The organism is Spongiimicrobium sp. 3-5 (assembly GCF_046557915.1).
Lineage (GTDB): Bacteria > Bacteroidota > Bacteroidia > Flavobacteriales > Flavobacteriaceae > JBHEBG01.
Genome location: NZ_JBHEBG010000001.1, coordinates 295660 through 314929 on the forward strand (window position 1 = coordinate 295660; position 19270 = coordinate 314929).

Annotated in this window: 17 protein-coding genes; 4 read left to right on the forward strand and 13 right to left on the reverse strand. The window is 40.4% G+C overall.

All coding sequences use genetic code 11. The features are described from left to right. Positions 1 to 69 precede the first annotated feature (69 nt). From bioB to bioA, 3 genes are all read right to left on the reverse strand, one after another. Positions 70 to 1164: a biotin synthase BioB gene (bioB, locus tag ACEQ81_RS01435; protein ID WP_411029061.1), complete on the reverse strand. Its 1095-nt coding sequence runs from the start codon at positions 1162 to 1164 to the stop codon at positions 70 to 72. A 106-nt stretch (positions 1165 to 1270) separates the two neighbouring features. Beyond that, positions 1271 to 2431 carry a beta-ketoacyl synthase N-terminal-like domain-containing protein gene (locus tag ACEQ81_RS01440; RefSeq protein ID WP_411029062.1) on the reverse strand — a complete coding sequence of 387 codons (1161 nt, stop codon included), beginning with the start codon at positions 2429 to 2431 and terminating at the stop codon, positions 1271 to 1273. Between the two features lie 12 nt (positions 2432 to 2443). Beyond that, complete coding sequence (gene bioA / locus ACEQ81_RS01445) at positions 2444 to 3712, reverse strand: adenosylmethionine--8-amino-7-oxononanoate transaminase (protein WP_411029063.1); 1269 nt, start codon at positions 3710 to 3712, stop codon at positions 2444 to 2446. 78 nt (positions 3713 to 3790) lie between these two features. Here bioA and ACEQ81_RS01450 point away from each other — a divergent pair, with 78 nt between their 5' ends. Continuing rightward, positions 3791 to 5278, forward strand: coding sequence for an ArnT family glycosyltransferase (locus tag ACEQ81_RS01450; RefSeq protein WP_411029064.1), 1488 nt, complete (start codon positions 3791 to 3793; stop codon positions 5276 to 5278). Here the strand turns inward: ACEQ81_RS01450 and bioD are convergent. The 3 genes from bioD to ACEQ81_RS01465 are packed head-to-tail and all read right to left on the reverse strand — an operon-like array spanning position 5270 to position 7442. After that, on the reverse strand, positions 5270 to 5887 hold the full coding sequence (gene bioD / locus ACEQ81_RS01455; protein WP_411029065.1) for a dethiobiotin synthase: 618 nt from the start codon (positions 5885 to 5887) through the stop codon (positions 5270 to 5272). The genes ACEQ81_RS01450 and bioD overlap by 9 nt on opposite strands. Positions 5888 to 5892: 5 nt before the next feature. Continuing rightward, positions 5893 to 6273: a DUF2007 domain-containing protein gene (locus tag ACEQ81_RS01460; protein WP_411029066.1), complete on the reverse strand. Its 381-nt coding sequence runs from the start codon at positions 6271 to 6273 to the stop codon at positions 5893 to 5895. After that, entirely contained in the window at positions 6270 to 7442 is a 1173-nt protein-coding gene (locus ACEQ81_RS01465; protein WP_411029067.1) for an aminotransferase class I/II-fold pyridoxal phosphate-dependent enzyme, read from the reverse strand. Before ACEQ81_RS01465 ends, ACEQ81_RS01460 begins: the two co-directional genes overlap by 4 nt. A 60-nt stretch (positions 7443 to 7502) precedes the next feature. Here ACEQ81_RS01465 and ACEQ81_RS01470 point away from each other — a divergent pair, with 60 nt between their 5' ends. From ACEQ81_RS01470 to ACEQ81_RS01480, 3 genes are all read left to right on the forward strand, one after another. Further along, complete coding sequence (locus ACEQ81_RS01470; protein ID WP_411029068.1) at positions 7503 to 9311, forward strand: M61 family metallopeptidase; 1809 nt, start codon at positions 7503 to 7505, stop codon at positions 9309 to 9311. After that, positions 9312 to 9851 (forward strand): GNAT family N-acetyltransferase, encoded by a 540-nt coding sequence (locus ACEQ81_RS01475; protein WP_411029069.1) that lies wholly within the window; start codon positions 9312 to 9314, stop codon positions 9849 to 9851. A 66-nt stretch (positions 9852 to 9917) separates the two neighbouring features. Continuing rightward, entirely contained in the window at positions 9918 to 10439 is a 522-nt protein-coding gene (locus tag ACEQ81_RS01480; RefSeq protein ID WP_411029070.1) for a 5' nucleotidase, NT5C type, read from the forward strand. Between the two features lie 20 nt (positions 10440 to 10459). Here the strand turns inward: ACEQ81_RS01480 and ACEQ81_RS01485 are convergent, their stop codons facing one another. From ACEQ81_RS01485 to glmS, 7 genes are all read right to left on the reverse strand, one after another. After that, complete coding sequence (locus tag ACEQ81_RS01485) at positions 10460 to 10984, reverse strand: GNAT family N-acetyltransferase (RefSeq protein WP_411029071.1); 525 nt, start codon at positions 10982 to 10984, stop codon at positions 10460 to 10462. Between the two features lie 9 nt (positions 10985 to 10993). Then, the gene (locus tag ACEQ81_RS01490) at positions 10994 to 11467 is read right to left on the reverse strand and encodes a MarR family winged helix-turn-helix transcriptional regulator (protein ID WP_411029072.1); all 474 of its coding nucleotides are present in this window, start codon (positions 11465 to 11467) and stop codon (positions 10994 to 10996) included. An 86-nt stretch (positions 11468 to 11553) separates the two neighbouring features. Next, positions 11554 to 12153, reverse strand: a complete 600-nt coding sequence (locus ACEQ81_RS01495) for a hypothetical protein (protein ID WP_411029073.1) — start codon at positions 12151 to 12153, stop codon at positions 11554 to 11556. 204 nt (positions 12154 to 12357) lie between these two features. After that, a complete protein-coding gene (locus ACEQ81_RS01500; protein WP_411029074.1) occupies positions 12358 to 12636 on the reverse strand; it encodes a F0F1 ATP synthase subunit epsilon in 279 nt (92 codons plus the stop codon). Between the two features lie 57 nt (positions 12637 to 12693). Further along, on the reverse strand, positions 12694 to 14202 hold the full coding sequence (gene atpD, locus ACEQ81_RS01505) for a F0F1 ATP synthase subunit beta (RefSeq protein WP_411029075.1): 1509 nt from the start codon (positions 14200 to 14202) through the stop codon (positions 12694 to 12696). Between the two features lie 187 nt (positions 14203 to 14389). Then, entirely contained in the window at positions 14390 to 17149 is a 2760-nt protein-coding gene (locus ACEQ81_RS01510) for a TonB-dependent receptor (RefSeq protein WP_411029076.1), read from the reverse strand. A gap of 199 nt (positions 17150 to 17348) precedes the next feature. Beyond that, a complete protein-coding gene (glmS, locus tag ACEQ81_RS01515; protein ID WP_411029077.1) occupies positions 17349 to 19196 on the reverse strand; it encodes a glutamine--fructose-6-phosphate transaminase (isomerizing) in 1848 nt (615 codons plus the stop codon). Positions 19197 to 19270 lie beyond the last annotated feature (74 nt).

The window sequence follows — 19270 nt, forward strand, 5'->3', positions numbered from 1 at the left end:
GTTTACTTAGACCTCAAATTTAAAAAAAACCTGATAAAAACTAGCTCTAAAATTTATATAGGGAAAATACTACTTCGTAAGTTTTGCTTGTTGTTTGGCCTGCTCATTGCGATCTATGGTATGCCCAGGTCTGCTCCATTTGGGCTTTTCTCCCAATGCTTTATATTGGGATTCGTCTGCTTCTACTGTTTTTGGTTGAGCCTCCTTTACAAAGGGTTTTTGTGGAGACAACCCTAATAACTTAAACATTTCCATGTCTTCATTAACATCGGGATTGGGAGTTGTCAATAATTTATCCCCGGCAAAAATAGAATTGGCCCCGGCAAAGAAGCACATGGCCTGCCCTTCTCTGCTCATTTCCGTGCGTCCGGCTGATAATCTTACTTGGGTCTTCGGCATCACAATACGGGTAGTAGCTACCATACGTATCATTTCCCAGATAGAAACGGGTTTAATATCTTCCATGGGTGTACCGGTAACGGCAACCAAAGCGTTTATAGGTACGGATTCTGGTTGGGGGTCCAAGGTAGAAAGCGCTACCAACATCCCCGCACGATCCTCCTCTTTCTCGCCCATACCGATAATCCCACCACTACAAACCGTAACATTGCTTTTACGAACGTTGTCTATAGTATCCAAACGGTCTTTAAAGGCCCTTGTAGAAATTACATCTTTATAGTAGTCCTCAGAGGTGTCTAAATTATGATTATACGCATATAGTCCGGCTTCTGCCAAACGTTTCGCTTGGTTTTCTGTAAGCATCCCCAATGTACAGCATACTTCCATATCCAATTTATTGATGGTTCGTACCATTTCAAGCACTTGGTCAAATTCCTCCCCATCTTTTACATTCCGCCATGCTGCACCCATACATACCCTAGAGCTACCAGAGGCCTTTGCTCTAAGTGCCTGGGCCTTAACGTGGGATACTGTCATTAGATCATTTCCTTCAATATCCGTATGGTATCTGGCCGCTTGTGGGCAATATCCGCAGTCTTCTGGGCACCCGCCTGTTTTTATGGACAATAAGGTAGACACCTGTACTGTATTTGGATCGTGATGCAACCTGTGAATGGTAGCCGCATCATAAAGTAGTTCCATTAGGGGCCTGTTATATATATCGAGAATTTCTTGTTTGGTCCAGTCGTGTCTTGCTGTGCTCATCAGAATGGGTTATTTCAGGGTCAAAAGTAGCTTATTTAAATCTCAAATCCCAATAAAGAAAACTTCAAGTTTTCAATAAGATCCGAGTAAAATTGGCATATAAATCTCAATCGGGCCTTTTTAATAGTATGCTTACGGCATTACCACCAAAACCCACCGCATTCACCATCACCTTATTTATTTTTTTTGGAGTATTCGTATATTCAATAAAAGGAACAGGTATAAAGCGTTGCTGTTGTAACATTAATATCGCCATTTCAACGCTGAACATTCCCGAAGCTCCAAAGGTATGGCCTATCTTCCATTTGTTGGTGGTTAAGGCAGGGGCTTGGGCACCAAAGATCTTTTTTATAGCTTCCATTTCTGACATATCGCCTTTAATGGTCCCAGGTGCATGCATTACAATGACATCTACCTCATTTGGTTCAGTGCTACCAAGTGCCATTTTCATGGAACGTTGAAAGCATTGTGCATCGGTAGAAATAGAAATGCTATGTTCCAATGGCTCTGTTGCATAGCCACTACCCGCTATTATAGCCATTGCATTTTTTTTAGTACCCTGTTCCAAACAAGCTATAGCGGCTCCTTCTCCCAAAACCATGGTATTTTCCTTTTTTTCCAAATCCATGGCCCTGCAAGGGTATTCTCCTTGTTCTCTGGAGTATATTTTTAAGGCCTGCATTTGGGCAATGGTAAAAGGGGTCAATGAGGCTTCGCTTCCACCCACCAAAAATTTATCTGCCATACCACTATTTATCCATGCTACTCCATTGAGTAGGGCGTGCAGCGCTGTAGAGCAGGTAATGGAATGCGATATTTCCGGGCCTTTGGTCTGCAAATCATGGGCCACCCACGACGCTATGTTTCCAAGGGTTGTTGTTGGGGAAGCCAAGGTATGGGTGGTTTGCTTGGCCAAAAACTCTTTGTGGTACTTCTCAAATAGCAGGGTAGCTCCCCTAGAGGAACCAATGTTTATTCCAAAATTGTCTTTTGCCTGCCATTCAGCACTGGCCACGGCTTTCCTAGATGCCAACATAGCGTAAAGCACGGTATGGTCTAATTGGCGATATTTAGGTTCCGAGCTTCTAAGTAAATCTATTTCTGTTTTTGCAGTTTTGGCAAGTACTGAAATCCATATCTCACCGTTTTCTATATCCATTTTACTAAAATGGTGCTTTGGATCACAATAGTTCTCCCAGGTATCGTTTAATGTTGATCCTAGAGGGGAAATAGAGGAAATTGATGTTATGGAAATGGGTAAATTCAAAATAAAATACCTTTAAACGATTTCGAGAGAGGCATAAATGCTATTATAAATCTTTTGCAATTGGTCCTCAGAAATTATATAAGGGGCTAAGATATAAATTGTATTCCCTAAAGGGCGTAAAAACACCCCGTCATTCATAAAATGTTGAAAAAGTTTATCCCTTAGGTTTCCATACCGCTCCATTTTAACATTAAGATCTAACGCATAAATTATCCCCAACTGCCTTGTAGCTGCCACTTTGGGGTGGCCCTTGATCTGGCTGTCGAACGCTTGATGAGACTCTATGATTTTGTTTATACTTTCTTGTATTGTGTTTGATTGCAGTAATTCTATCCCTGCTAAGGCAGCAGCACAGGCCAAAGGGTTTGCCGTATATGTGTGGCCATGAAACAGGCCTTTGGAAATTTCATCACTATAGAAAGCTTCATAGATGTGCTGCGTACAACTTGTTATTGCCATAGGTATTAGACCCGCTGTAAGTGCTTTTGAAAAACACATAATGTCCGGTTTGGTAGGTATATGGTCCGATGCAAATAACTTTCCGGTTTTGCCAAAACCTGTCATAACCTCATCGGCTATAGTAAGTACCCCATCTTTCCTTAGTCTTTTTAAAATCTTATCCAAGCTTTGCGCATCGTACATTTTCATGGCGGCCGCTCCTTGTACCAAAGGTTCGTAAATAAAACCTGCAATATTGTTTTCTGATAGTATGTCCTCTAAATCTATAAGTAGTTGATCGATGTTATCTTTGGTAGGTACAGGAATACGTTTCACATCAATAAAAAAATCTTCAAACGGCCCGTTGTATACCGAAAGGCCAGAAACGGACATTGCCCCAAAAGTATCTCCATGAAAGCCATCCTCAAATGCCAAAAGCACATTTCGCTTTTCGCCCTTGTTAAAATGAAACTGCAGCGCCATCTTAATTCCAATTTCCGTGGCGGTTGATCCATTATCCGAGAAAAATAATTTTTTCTGATTCTCCGGTATTATTCTTATCAGCGCTTCGGACAGGTCCACAGCCGGTTCATGGGTAAATCCGCTGAAAACTATCTGATCTAGCTTTTGCATTTGTTCTTGGACCCTATCCAATATAAATGCGTTGCAATGCCCATAAACACTGGTGTACCAAGAAGAAATACCGTCAATGTATTCCTTGCCATGTTCATCATAGAGCACCGCCCCCTTAGCCCTCACTATGCCCAACATTTCCGGATGTAACTTGTGTTGGGTTAAGGGGTGCCATAGATATTGTTTATCCCTTTCGGAAAGATTTTTCAATGCGTTTGAATTTAAAAAACAAGGTTTTTATCTATCTTGCAAAGATGGGGATTAATCCCCAAAAACAGAACCTCACCAATGCTTAAAAAGCTAACCGACCACCTTACCCCTAAATATGGGGTACTAAGAAGCAGTACCATTCTTACAATACTTTTTTTGGTGGCTTTTCTTCTTCGGTTTCCTTTTTTCTTTCGCGATTATATTGATCGGGACGAAAGTACTTTTATTCTTATGGGGCAATCTTGGATAGATGGCCATTTACCTTATACAGAACTTTGGGATCTTAAACCCCCAATTGTCTTTCTTTTTTTTGCCGGTATCATTTATACTTTCGGGAAGAGTTTTTTTGCCATAAGGCTTGTTGGCACTTTAATAGTAGCCATTACCGCTTTTTTTACCTACAAGGTTGGCGAGCAGGTTGGTTCAAAAAAGATTGGATTTTGGGCAGGTATTTGTTGTGTTATGCTCCTTAGTATGTTCGGTAGTTTACAAGGGGTAATGTCCGAGCACATCTGTATGGTTTTCTTTATGCCCGGATTATACTTGATCTTAAAACACGGATCCTGGTATTGGTATTTATTGGCAGGTATCTTAATGGGATTGTCCTTAATGACCAAACTAAACATGGCATACCCCGTACTCTTTTTGGGTCTTTTTATTATTTATATCTGGTACATGAAAAGAACCTTGCCCAAGGGTATTCTAAATTTCCTCTTATATGGAACCGGAGTCTTATTGGTCATTGCACTAACCATTATCCCATACTATTTAAATGACCAAACGTCCTTATGGTGGAAATCTGTTATCCTCGCCCCAATAGAATATACGGGGGCCCGTAGATATTCCGTTTTAGGCCTAGCACCAATTTGCATACTGCTTATAGGCGCTTTCCTTTTTGCATGGAAAAAAAAGTTGTTGGATTTTGGCAATATTGATATTCAACTCCTTACCGCGACTGCCATAGAAGTTGTTTTTTCTTTTTTAAAAGGAGGTAGGGTCAATGGTCATTACCTAATACAACTGTTTCCTGTCTTAATTGTGTTGGTAGTTCTTGCCGTTTCTAGGTCAGCATTTTTTAAACGGATAAATTATAGGCCGTATATTATGATTGTACTACTGCTGCTTCCTATGGAAAGTTATTTAGAGTTTGGGGCCATTGCAAAGAACAAGATTCAGAAAGGTCGTTTTTATAATGGTGAAGGAATAGATGTTCCTTTATATATAGCCGAAAATAGGATCGACACAAAAAATATACTTTTCCTGGAATACCATATTGGGTATTGGCTTTTAGACAAATTGCCCCCCACTAAAGCTGCTACACATCCAAGCAACATATTTAGGGACGAACTATTTCCTTTCTACAATAATCCAAGAAATACCGGTATGGAAGAACTTAGGTTTATTATGGAAGTTATAAAACCCAAAACTGTAGTGGTGCGAAAAAACAAACGAGTATTCGATAAAAAGGTTGAAGAGGGCAATGCGTACATTGACAGTTATCTAGAGCAACACTATAAATTGCATGCAACCGTAGGTCGTGCTGAAGTTCTACAACGTTTAGAGTGATTGCAAAGCAGACCTAAATTGATTTGCATACTTTTTAATGACCGATTTATCAAATAACTTTTCTTCATTGATTCTTCCAATAACTGGAACAGCAGTTTTATGAACAATGATCTGTTCTGTAGTAGGATGCTCGTCCCCACTAAAAATTAAGGATACATCATACCCTTTCTGCTGTAACCAATTAATGGTCAGTAAGGAATGGTTGATACTTCCAAGATAATGACGTGAAACTACTACTACCTTATAATTGGGCATTATTAAGTCCAAGATTGTATCATCATCGTTAAGTGGTACCAACAATCCACCTGCCCCTTCTATTACCAAATGATTCTCCGTTTCTGGCTCGGTAACGGTGTTGACATCAATATAAATCCCATCAATATCTGCAGCGGCATGCGGGCTCATTGGCGTCTTCAATGCGTAGCTATTGCCATGTACAACGGTTCTTTCGTTAGAAATTAAATTGGTAATCTTATGGCTATCGGAGTTGTCTAAATCCCCGGCCTGTATAGGTTTCCAATAATCCGCCGTTAAAGCTTCCACAATAATGGCGGAAGCAATCGTTTTTCCTACTTCAGTAGATATTCCTGTAACAAAAATTCTTTGCATTGCGGTTAAGGTCTGGTGATCATATTACATTTTAGGCACTTGTATTTGCGCTTTTCAAAAAACGGAAAAAGTTTATAAAATATCCCCTTACGATCATAATACACTTCTGATTGCTGCGCTTTGCAATTAGGACAAACTATGGGGTTTCCATCATCATCAATGGCATAGCTCCTCACTTCATTATACACCTTTAGGGCCTTTTCTTTATCTATCGTATAAACCTGCAATTTTACTCCTCCAATGGCACTACTTATCAGCGGGTCTGAATTTAGGGTGTTCTCGTCCCTAAGAAATACCGGTATCCCTTCGGATTCCAATTTGCCTTTAATAATCTGTACATCCGCTACAAATTCAAAAGTGGCAAGGGTATAAAATTCTTGCTTCATTTTTTTTTGTTAAAATTAGCCAATAATTGCACAACCTCTTTAATTTCTTTCTCAGTGTTGTAACTATGTAGGCAAAATCGTAGTCGTTCTTCTCCTATTGGTACCGTTGGAGATAAAATTGGTCTTACATCAAAACCATTTCCCTGTATTCTTAGGGCAACGGCCTTTGTTTTTTCATTTCCCGATAGTATACAGCATTGGATAGCTGAATTACTCCCAACAAAAAGTTCTTGGAGATTATGAAATTGAAGTTGTTGATTGAAAATAGCGATATTCTCGTGAAGTTTCTGTTTACTATCTATTCCCTCCTTTGTTTGCAGATATTCATAGGCCGCTATAATGGAAGCCACGGAATGCGGCGGCATTGCCGTAGTATATATTAAGCTTCGGGCAAAATTTACCAGATAGCTTTTTAATGGCTTACATCCAAGAACAGCTGCGCCATGAACTCCCAAGGCCTTTCCAAAAGTAACAATGCTTGCAAACACTCGGCGATGCAACCCCAATTGTTGAAGCATGCCCGACCCATTTGCACCGAAAACCCCAACCGAGTGCGCCTCGTCTACCACTAAATTATGATTGTTCTCTTCACAAAATTCTACAAAAGAAAGTAACTCCGGACTGTCCCCATCCATGGAAAAGACAGCTTCCGTTACAACATAAATCTCCATACTGTCATCAGGAAGTTGGGTTGTACCCAGAGACGAAATTTTGGCCTTTAAATCTGCTAAATCATTATGCTTAAATTTATACTTTTTGGCATTGCCCATATTTAGGCCGTCTCGGATGCTGGCATGTATGTATTCATCGTAGAAAACCACATCGCCCCTTTGGGGTATGGCCGAAAAAAAGCCGAGGTTGGCATCATAGCCAGAATTAAACACCAAAGCTGCCTCTGTTTTATGAAAACTGCACAAGCTGGTTTCCAACGCTTCATATACCGCATGATTCCCAGAAAGAAGTCGGGAACCCGTTGCCCCGTTCCTTAAAATTTGTCTCTGCGCAAGCCATTGGCCGGCACGGTCCAAAATTTCGTTGTTCTTGGCAAAGCCCAAATAATCGTTAGACGAGAAATCTACCAACCCTTGCTCTTTTTGCAAGGTTCTGAGCGCATTTTTAGCCTCCCTATCCGTTAGTTTTGCCTTAAGTTTTTTTGGTAATTTGCGCATATCACAAATGTAACATATCCTATTTTAAATAGTATATTCGTTAGTGGAAACCCTTTGATTATGAAAAATTATATTTCGCTTTCAGTGGCACTGATAATAGCGTTAAACCTAATGTCACAGACCAACACCTATGAGATTTCCTTTGGGAATGCCGTGCATCATGAGGCCGAGGTACAAGGTGTATTCCCTGAACTAACGGTAGATACGGTTTCTTTTAGAATGAGCCGTACTTCTCCGGGGCGTTATGCCTTGCACGAGTTTGCTAAAAACGTTTATAATTTTACCGCAACGGATAGTAAAGGAAAAACTTTAGAGGTGTTACGCCCAGATCCGTATCAGTGGCAGGTGGTTGGACACGATGAAACTATAAAAATAAGCTACACCCTATTTGCCAATAGAGGTGATGGTACTTATTCCCAAGTAGATGAAACCCATGCCCATCTAAACATTCCGGCCACCTTCATGTTCTCTCCGGAAACAAGCGCACGCCCTATCCATGTTACTTTTAATGTTCGGGAAGATCTTAATTGGAAAGTGGCGACACAGCTAAAACAGGTATCTGGAAACACCTACATGGCCCCAAACCTTCAGTATTTTATGGATAGCCCCACGGAAATAAGCGATTATGGTTTTCGTGAGTTTAAGGTAGACTCCGAAGGCAATACCCAGACCGTACAATTGGTACTTCATCATAATGGAACGGAAGAGGAATTAGATACCTATTTTGATAAGGTTAAGAAAGTGGTCTTGCAACAAAAAGAGGTTTTTGGAGTATTGCCCAATTTTGATTATAACAGATATACCTTCTTAGCATGCTATGTCCCCAACGCCTCTGGTGATGGTATGGAACACAGAAATTCTACTGTGCTTACCAGTACAAGAAGCCTAGGCAATGGAGGCATGGAAAACAATATAGGCACGGTCTCCCATGAGTTCTTCCATGCATGGAACGTGGAACGCATACGCCCGGCATCTCTAGAACCTTTTGACTTTACTTCTACCAATATGAGCGGGGAATTATGGTTTGCCGAAGGTTTCACTAGCTACTATACCAACCTAATTCTTTGCAGAGCAGGTATAATTACCGCGGATAACTATATAGAAGGGCTCGCCGGTAATTTTAATTACGTTTGGAATTCGCCCGGAAGGCAATTTTTTAATCCTATTGAAATGAGTTACCAAGCACCGTTTGTAGATGCCGCAACATCCGTAGATCCTGTAAATAGGGATAATACTTTTATCTCTTATTATTCTTATGGCAGTGTTTTGGGGCTTGCCTTGGATCTGTCCTTAAGGCAACAAAACTTAAATCTTGATGATTACATGAAGTTGCTTTGGCAACGCTACGGAGAAAAAGAAATACCGTACACTATAAAAAATTTACAGGAAGTACTGGTGCAATATGCAGGCAAGGAGTTTGGAAATGCCTTTTTTGAGCGGTACATCCACGATAGTGAAATGCCAGATTATAAGTCCTTGTTTGCTTCGGTAGGAGTAGTTTTGAGCACTGCCGACAATGCCCCTTATTTTGGGGCCAACGTACGAATAAGTGAGGGTGGTACTATAGAAATACTAAGAAGTACGAGAATTGGGAGCCCTGCTTACCAAGCAGGTTTGGACAAGGGCGACAGCATTATGAGTATCAATGATACCCTTTTTAAGGAGGGGCAGTCGTTTGGAGGTATAATAAATCAGTACAAGATTGGAGACACGCTGTCCGTTAAGTACAAGCGTTATGGGGTTGAAAAGACCACCACTGTTATTCTGGGTGCTAACCCAAACTATACTATTCGTCTTATGGAGAAAGAGGAAGGTTCTCCCAGCATACAGGCCTTGGAAAAGCGGAAAATCTGGTTAAAATTGAAATAAATGCAGCTTACCTATGGCATAGCACAGACTACGGAAGAACTAGCGGGTATTCTCTCACTACAAAAAAAGAATCTTAGGGCTGTGGTATCTAATGAGGATCGTGAAAAAGAAGGATTTTTAACGGTTTCTCACAACTTGCAAATTTTAACGGAAATGAATAATAGTTGTCCGCATGTTATTGCCAAACATGCAAACCAAGTTGTGGGGTATACCCTTTGTATGCATCCTAAATTTGGCGATAAGATCCCAGTGTTACGACCCATGTTTCGGGAAATTGAAGCCTTAGACAAGAAAGTGGAAAAGTATATTGTTATGGGCCAAGTATGTATTGATAAAGATTATAGAGGTTTGGGAGTTTTCAGAAAATTATATGAAACCATGAGACAACAGGTTTCCTCAAGTTTTACAACTATTATTACCGAGGTGGATGCCACCAACACCCGTTCCTTGAATGCTCATTATGCCGTGGGCTTTAGTCTTTTAACCACACATAGATCCCATGGACAAGATTGGCATTTAGTAGCGCTTCCTACTACTTAAAATATAATTTGAAAAAGCATTTCACAATCAAAACATTTTTTCGTACTTCGTGGAAATTTGAAAATTATGACTTTATTCGTGGATATGGACGAGGTAATGGCAGATACGTACGGGGCACATATTGAACGCTATAACCAAGACTATAATGAGGTACTTACCGTTGAGGCCTGCTTGGGCGGGGAAGTTTGGCAGCGAGTGCCCGAAGACCGTCAGCATAGCGTACGGAAACATGCTTGGACCGAAGGGTTCTTTCGCACCTTAAAACCAATTAAGGACAGTAAAAGTGTTTTGAAGGCGCTCACGGAAAAATATGAGGTCTATATTGCCTCGGCGGCCATGCAGTTCCCCAATTCACTGATAGAGAAATCCGACTGGTTGGATGAACATTTTGGTTTTATCCCGTGGGAAAGACGTATCCTTTGCGGAGACAAACACATTCTTAAAGGTGATATCCTAATTGATGATCGAAGTTTTAACCTTCAACACTTTACGGGAAGGTCCATTATGTTTACCTCGCCCCACAATGTTAATACCAACGGTTTTGAACGTGCCAACAATTGGCAAGAAGTGGCAGATTTATTGCTTTAAATGTTTTCAAAATAGAGTGTTTAAAGTGTAAGTCTAAACCCAAATACGGGAAGTTCTCCTTGTACAAAATCTAGGTCTTCCGATCTTTGAAACCCAAGTCTTTCGTACATTTTCCAGGCGGTTTGCATTACTTCGGTAGTGTGGATCACCACTTGTGATTGCTTAAATGATCTGGCTTTTGCAATACATTCCAAAGTTAGTAGTTTACCTATCCCCTTGCCTCTCGCCATTGGGTCCACAGCCAATAACCTAAAGCCCGAAACATTTTTTTCTTTAGTGGCCGTACCACCAGAGCCATAATATCTCATATCACCAAAATAGACCACCCCACCGCTTATTTTTCCATTTGGAGAAACTGCTACCAATAATTCTGTTTTGGGTTTTTTTGTAAACGCACCTATATTGGCAAGCATCTCAAAATATTGAGGCTGTTCATTTTGTTTTGGAAAACCTTTAAGTTCCGAATACACCTTCACCATAAGTCTTCCCAACGCTTCAAACTCACTTGTCCGTGCATTTCTTACCACATATTCTTGCTTTTCCATGATCTCTTCTTAGGTAAATTTTCTCTGATATCGTTCTACAAAACTTATATCCTTTAAGTCCTTTTCCAAGCCGTTCAATTTGTATAGCATATCTAAGTCCACAAATTCCTTAATTATTAATTGAATATTGTTCCACTCTTTTTCAAACTTTGGCAACTCTTTAAGTGCTTTATCGGATAGTTGAATAAGTTGCTTTCTTGCATCTTGGGTATCCGTAATGCTGGTTAAATACCCCGCCTCTTTCATCTTATTGACAATTTTTATAACCCCAGGGTGCGAAAACTGCAGCTGTTCCGCAATAGCGGTGACGGTAAGCTTCCGTTCTTGTTTCAACAGCAAAAACACAAGGTGCCAATTGGGTTCAATTCCTATATCAATGTTCTTATAGTGCTCTATGGCACTGTACATTAAAGTATCGCTAATTCTCTTTATCCGGGCCGTAAAACCAATGAAGCCCAAACCGTTTAAAAAATCATTTTCCATTTTATACGTAACTAGTTACGTAAATATACATTTTTTTGTGTAACCAGTTACATTACTTGTCCTTTTTATATTGGATTCAAAAAAAATTAGATAAGCATGCGGTTAATCGCATAAAAAGCCAAAACCAAAATTGTAGTTAACCATCCAAAAATAGCCAAGGTATGGTGCATAACGACTTCATGTCCCGAGCCAATTATGATAGACCGTATTACCTTCATATAATCATACCATTTAAGGCTGGGAGACCATCTTAGGTGGTTAATGTAGTAAACCGGAAAAATGAGCATGGCAAACACAATCATTAAAAGCCATAGAAGCCCCAATAAGGTGAGACCGCCAAATGTTATCACTACAAACTTGCTATGCAGTGTTGGAAATCTTAACGGCTTTCCTTTTGTACTGATAGCGTTGGCCGCCTTAACGTAGATGGCCGTAGCAGTAAAGGCCAAGGTCTGCGCATCTTGCAACCATGGTGGGATGGACCATGAAAATCGTTCAAAAATCCAATGTACGGGAACATTCAATATATTGAATATGGGCCTCACAAGTTCTCGGTAGTAGTTGACAAAATCAGCAAAACTTAAGGCGAGGGGCACATGGTACCCACGTTGGATTAGACTAATTATGGAAGATGCCGTTACAAGTACCCCTAAAAATCTCCAAATACTGCTTATATGCGGTCTCATACTACAATTCTAAACTTTGCTCCATCCATTTAATAAATATATGTTTTGAGGTAATTGTATTGGCTAAATATAAGCAATCCTAAAAAGCTGGTTGATATTCAATCGCAGTTTCTTAAAACATGGAACAAAGTACAACGGGTACTTGTTACAAATCAAAAAAGCCATACAGGAGTATGGCTTTAGGTTCTTTTATGTAAAATTATTTTAATCCGCTAAAACAATGACTTTGTTATCTTTCATTTCAACGGTGCCACTGTTAATGGCCAAAACGGTCTTCCCTTTTGCATCTTGGGAAAATTTATTCTGATAATCTTCGTGTATGTCCACTTCTCCTTCAATCTTCACATCCCCAACCTGCAACAAAGAAACAATGGGTGCGTGATTGGCCAACATCTGGAATTCTCCATCAACACCTGGCACGGTAACCGAAGTAACTTCTCCGGCAAAAAGTGTTGCCTCTGGTGATACAATTTCTAAGTACATATTTTCAATCTTAACAAAACAACCCTAATACTTCATTAGAAAGCCATTTCTAATTAATTATACTTCGGCCAACATTTTTTCACCGGCTTCTATAGCTTCTTCAATGGTTCCTTTAAGGTTAAAGGCAGATTCTGGCAAACGATCCAATTCTCCATCCATAATCATGTTGAACCCTTTTATGGTATCCTTAATATCTACCAAAACCCCAGGTATACCAGTAAATTGTTCTGCTACGTGGAAAGGCTGTGAAAGGAAACGTTGTACACGTCTTGCCCTACCTACGGCAAGTTTATCTTCTTCGGATAGTTCCTCCATCCCAAGAATGGCAATAATATCTTGTAGTTCTTTATAGCGTTGCAATAACTCTTTAACACGTTGTGCACAGTCGTAATGTTCGTCTCCTAAAATATCTGCGGTAAGAATTCTTGAGGTAGAATCCAATGGATCCACAGCTGGGTAAATCCCTAATTCCGCAATTTTACGAGATAATACGGTTGTTGCGTCCAAGTGGGCAAATGTAGTTGCCGGAGCCGGATCCGTTAAATCATCAGCAGGTACATAAACTGCCTGTACCGATGTAATGGATCCTCTTTTGGTTGAGGTAATACGTTCTTGCATCACACCCATTTCCGTTGCTAAGGTTGGTTGGTAACCCACGGCCGAGGGCATCCTTCCCAAAAGGGCCGAAACCTCTGATCCTGCTTGTGTAAAACGGAATATATTATCCACAAAGAACAATACATCCTTACCTTGTCCTTCTCCTGCTCCATCACGGAAGTATTCGGCTATTGTTAGTCCAGAAAGTGCAACACGTGCTCTTGCTCCTGGAGGTTCGTTCATTTGTCCGAAAACGAAGGTTGCTTTGGACTCTTTCATTGCCTTTTTGTCTACTTTGGACAAATCCCATCCACCTTCTTCCATGGAATGTAAAAAGTCGTCACCATATTTGATGATCCCAGACTCTAACATCTCTCTCAGCAAATCGTTTCCTTCACGTGTACGTTCCCCAACACCTGCAAAAACTGACAGTCCTCCATGTCCTTTCGCAATGTTATTAATCAGTTCTTGTATCAAAACCGTTTTCCCAACACCGGCACCTCCAAAAAGACCGATCTTACCTCCTTTTGCATAGGGTTCAATCAAATCAATCACCTTGATACCTGTAAAAAGCACTTCTGTAGATGTGGAAAGGTCTTCAAATTTAGGAGCTTCACGGTGAATTGGAAGGCCTTCATTACCTGCTTTTGGTAAATTTCCCAATCCATCAATGGCATCTCCAATCACATTAAACAAACGTCCGTAAACATCATCTCCTACCGGCATTTGAATAGCGCTCCCGGTTGCACGTACTTCAATCCCCCTGCTCATTCCATCCGTGGAATCCATAGAAATGGTTCTAACGGTGTTTTCACCTACATGTGATTGCACTTCCAACACCAAAATGGAACCATCCTCTTTGACAATCTCCAAAGAATCGTAGATTTTGGGAAGGTCTGCTTCCGATTGAAATTCAACATCGATTACCGGGCCGATAATTTGAGAAACTTTGCCTGTAACTTTAGCCATTGATCGTATATTTTTTAAGGATTATAGCGTTTTTAAGAATCAACCGTTGGAATATATGCGCTAACGGTCGTTTTTCCGGCTGCAAAGATATGTTTTTACATTTTAAATAGAAATTGTTTTTTTCTTTTTTTTCCAATAAAAAAGGCGCCTCGTTCGGCGCCCATTTTATCATAAAATTCTTTGGTTGTTAAGGATTTATGGTCCAAGATACATAGTATATAGATCCTATAAGTCCGGTACCAATGGCAGTGAAGTACTCATCCCCCAGTAGGTTGGAACCTCCTACTTTGAAGACCGACTTAATACTAGGTACCGTGTAGTTAATCTGTGCATCTAGCACGGTATAGGCAGGAATATCCCCATCTTGAAAAGTGGCTTGCCAGAAATAAGAATCGCTCCATCTATAATTTACGTTGAACCCAAAATTTTCGAAGAGAGCCGTGTTACCAAAAGATGCTTTTACCTTATGTTTTGGTGTATTAAAAAGAGTTCTGAAATCTGGAAACGCTGCCTGATTAAAATCCAAATCCGTAAAGGTGTAGTTAACCCCCAGGTCAAAATTGCCCAAAACTTTAGTGTCTACGCCAATGCTACCACCGTAAGACTCTATATCTGCTTCAGAATTGGTATAAGTTTGATAGGCCTGACGATCCCCGTTCTGCAAAGCTAATAAGGAAAGGGAATTGTCCCCTGCAGTACCGTACAACGGTACCAATACCGTGGTATTGGAAATAAAATTCTTGTACTTGTTATAATACCCGCTTAAATCTATGGTTACCTTCCCAAATTGGGCCCTATAACCAGCTTCGTAAGCCGTAATTTCCTCAGGTTTAATGACATCGGTATTTGCCACTGTAGGATTACCGGCCAACACGGAGCTTAAGGAATATGCATTTTCGTATGCTGCCCTCCCTACAATGGAAACTGAAGTTTGCCCGGTAGCTGTAGCTCCATCACTGCTTAATTCGAAGGTTCTAACATCCCTATCCAAATTATCGGGTGCCGAGCCAACCAATACTGCTCTTCCGGTATTTAACCCTATGAACAAGTCTTGTGTGGTAGGGTTTCTAAATCCTTGTTGCACGGAAACCCTGAAGTTTTGATTTCTATTCTCCCCTGCCGTATATGCAAAGGATATCCTAGGTGATAGAAAGCCATCAAAAAACTCGTTCTTGTCGTAACGAACAGATCCGGTAAATTTTAGACGTTCGTCCAATAGTTTCTTTTGGACTTGTAGATAAGCCCCATATTCGTTATAGGTAATAGGGCCGTCAGTATCGGTAAATATCGTTCCACTAGAGTTTAACTCATATTCTCTAAAAGAACCTCCAATCTGGATATCCGCAAAGTCTTTTGTAATATGACTAAAATTATAATTGGCATCTACATGACGTAATTTGGTGTTATCTATAAATTTAGAACCGGTAGACAAATCGCCATCAGCGGTAATTCTGTTAAAGGCAGCTTCAAATTCTGGTGTGCCAGGTAAAAACCTGCCTGTATCGGCTGCTTGCCGGGCTGTGGCATGTGCTGCGGTAGAAGCTGCTTCGCGAGACAACCCGCTTTGAAATCCTCCTAGAAATGTGGGTATATATGCTTGGGCATATTCCGTAAACCATTGCGTATTGGATTTCCAAGCATTATTTATATTTATCCCTGTAAATCTTGTATCGTAAGAATCCCCAGATCCCTCGCTGGTTATATAACCTCTCAGAAAAAAGTTGTCGTTCCTAATTTCCAACTTATGCTGTTGTAAAATAAAATTCTTAATGGAATACCTATTTGCGCCTTGGTAAATTGTATTTCCCCTTCCTACTCTACCATTATATATAATTTCAAAATCGTCAGCAAAAGGTCTGTAATGTACGGAGTAATCTGTTTTTATACTCTCGGCTTCGTAATTGGCCAAGTCCCTTTCTTCATAACCCGTTCTAGATACTTGCGCACTGCCCACGGTACCTGTTGGGAATCCGGCTGCCGAGTCAAAATTAAGCAGGGTAGAAACCTCATCACCATATACGTTTAATCCGTTGTAGTTAGGGTCCGCCCTTGTTGCTCCCGGATTGTTAAAATCCTCAAAATTATTGGCATGCCAGTCCTCTCCTCTAAGAATTGATAAATTGGCCTTCACTGCCAATTTATCGCTAAAAGCATGAGAAACCCTAACACCAAAATCATAATAATTATTATCCCCAGCAGCTTCCTGGGAAGTAATACCTACTTTTCCATACGCACTTATTCCTTGAAAATCAAAGGGGTTCTTACTGGTCATGAATAAGATTCCATTAAAGGCACCCGCTCCATACAATGCAGAAGAAGCACCTGGCAATATTTCTACGCTTTGTACTTCCAGTTCTGACATTCCCACAAGATTTCCCAACACAAAATTGAGTCCTGGTGCAGAGTTGTCCATACCGTCTACCAGTTGTAAAAATCGATTGTTGGCAAAATCGGCAAAACCTCTTGTATTTATAGACTGAAAGGTTAAACTGTTTGTATTTACATCTACTCCTTTAAGGTTTTCCAAGCCTCCATAAAAAGAAGGGGCAGTGGTGTTCCTTATTTTCTTAAGGCCGAAACGCTCCACAGAAACCGGTGATTCAAATATCCGTTCCGGAGTACGGGATGCGGAGACCACAATCTCGTCTAAAAGCGTCTGTGCTTCTGAAATGGTAATGGACAAGGTTTGATTATTGGAAGTAACGCTTTCCGTAGCATCCGAATATCCCAGACTGGTAATTCGTAATTCAAAAGGGGGTGTTTCAGAAGTTTGAAGACTAAAGTTCCCGTCAAAATCTGTCACGGTGCCTACGGCCTTTCCTACAATCACTACATTGGCACCCGGAACCGGTGAACTATTCTGATCTACTACCTTTCCTGTCACCGTGGTTTGCGAATACACGGCAGCACCGAACATTAGAAAGCCAAATAATAATAGTGTTCTCATCTTAAATTTGAGTTTGAATTAGTTTGTCGGACAAGTTACATTTTTTTTTATTTCAACAATGCCAAAAAGAAAAAAATTATGCATGCATAGTATTATTTTGATAAAAAATACCTGTTCCCGCTGTGTTTTTCCTAAAAATACGAAAAAAGCCATGAAATTATTCATGGCTCTTATATATTTCAATTGAAGAAATTTCTTACTACTCCACAGTAACCGATTTTGCCAAATTCCGAGGTTGATCTACATTACATCCTCTCATTACGGCAATATGGTACGATAATAGCTGAAGCGGTATCGTAGTCAATAAGGGTGTAAGGCTTTCCATGGTCTCTGGAACCTCTATCACATGATCGGCCAAATCCTTCACGGTTTCGTCACCTTCGGTAACTATGGCGATAATTTTCCCTTTTCTCGATTTTATTTCCTGAATATTGCTTACAACCTTCTCATAATGGCCTTTTTTTGTAGCGATGACAAATACAGGCATTTGGTCATCTATTAGGGCTATTGGGCCGTGTTTCATTTCTGCGGCCGGATAACCTTCCGCATGTATATAGCTGATCTCCTTTAATTTTAAGGCACCTTCCAAAGCTACCGGAAAGTTATAGCCCCGCCCCAAGTACAAACAATTGGTAGCATCTTTATAAACATCGGAAATATATTCTACCAAGGCATTGGACTGCAATGCTTTTTCTACTTTTTTGGGAATGTTTTCCAATTCTGTCAAAAATTCATGGTACTTGGATTCTGAAAAAACTCCTTTTTCCTTGGCCAACTTTAAAGCCAACAAAGTAAGTACCGTAATTTGCGTGGTAAAGGCCTTGGTGGAAGCTACCCCAATTTCTGGGCCAGCATGGGTATAGGCTCCTGCATTTGTCTCACGGGCAATGGAAGAACCTACTACATTACAAACCCCAAAAACAAAAGCTCCTTTTTCCTTAGCAAGTTTTATGGCTGCCAAGGTATCTGCGGTTTCTCCAGATTGCGATATGGCTATCAATACATCTTTATCGGTAACTACCGGGTTTCTATATCTAAATTCCGAGGCGTATTCTACCTCAACAGGTATTCTGGCTAAATCCTCAAAAATATACTCGGCTACCAATCCGGCATGCCAAGACGTTCCGCAGGCAACAATAATGATTCTGTTGGCGTTAAGGAATTTTTCTAGATTTTGGTCAATTCCGGCCATTTTAATCAGTCCCTGATCCGCTAGTAACCTACCTCTATAGGTATCCAAAATAGCCCTGGGTTGTTCATAGATTTCTTTGAGCATAAAATGATCGTACCCCCCCTTTTCAATTTCTTCCAGGTTTAGCTGTAACTCCAATATATTGGGATATGCAATGGCATCGTCCTTAATTTTTCTGAGTTTTATTTCCTTGCCCAACCTTACTATGGCCATTTCCTCATCTTCCAAATAAACGGCATTGTTGGTAAATTCTATAAAGGGCGAAGCATCGGAGGCTATGAAATATTCATTTTCCCCAATTCCTATAGCCAAAGGGCTACCTAATTTTGCAACTACAATTTCATCGGGTTTTTGTTTGTCAAAGACAACGATGGCATAGGCCCCTATAACTTGGTTAAGTGCAATTTGAACTGCCTTTCCAAGTTTTACTCCTTCGGTTTTCTTAATTTCTTCGATTAGGTTTACCAGTACCTCCGTATCTGTATCCGATTCAAAGGCATACCCCCTTTTCGTTAACTCTTTTTTTATGGATTCGTAATTTTCGATAATTCCATTATGGATTATCACCAAATCTCCAGAATTGGAATAGTGTGGGTGAGAATTTATATCGTTTGGGACTCCATGGGTGGCCCATCTGGTATGGCCCATTCCCAAGGTTCCATTGGTAGATAAACTTTCCTTCACTTTATTCCGTAAATCCTCAACCTTTCCTTTGGTTTTAGATAAATTGATCTGGTTTCCATCATACAGGGCTACGCCAGCGCTATCATAACCTCGGTATTCTAAGCGCTGTAATCCTTTTATAATGATTGGGAAAGCCTCTCTATGACCTATGTAACCTACTATTCCACACATTGTCTAAGTTGTTTTTATTGGGGGGAGATTCTGTTTTGATGCAAATTTAAGGGTTGTAGACAAAAAAACATCAA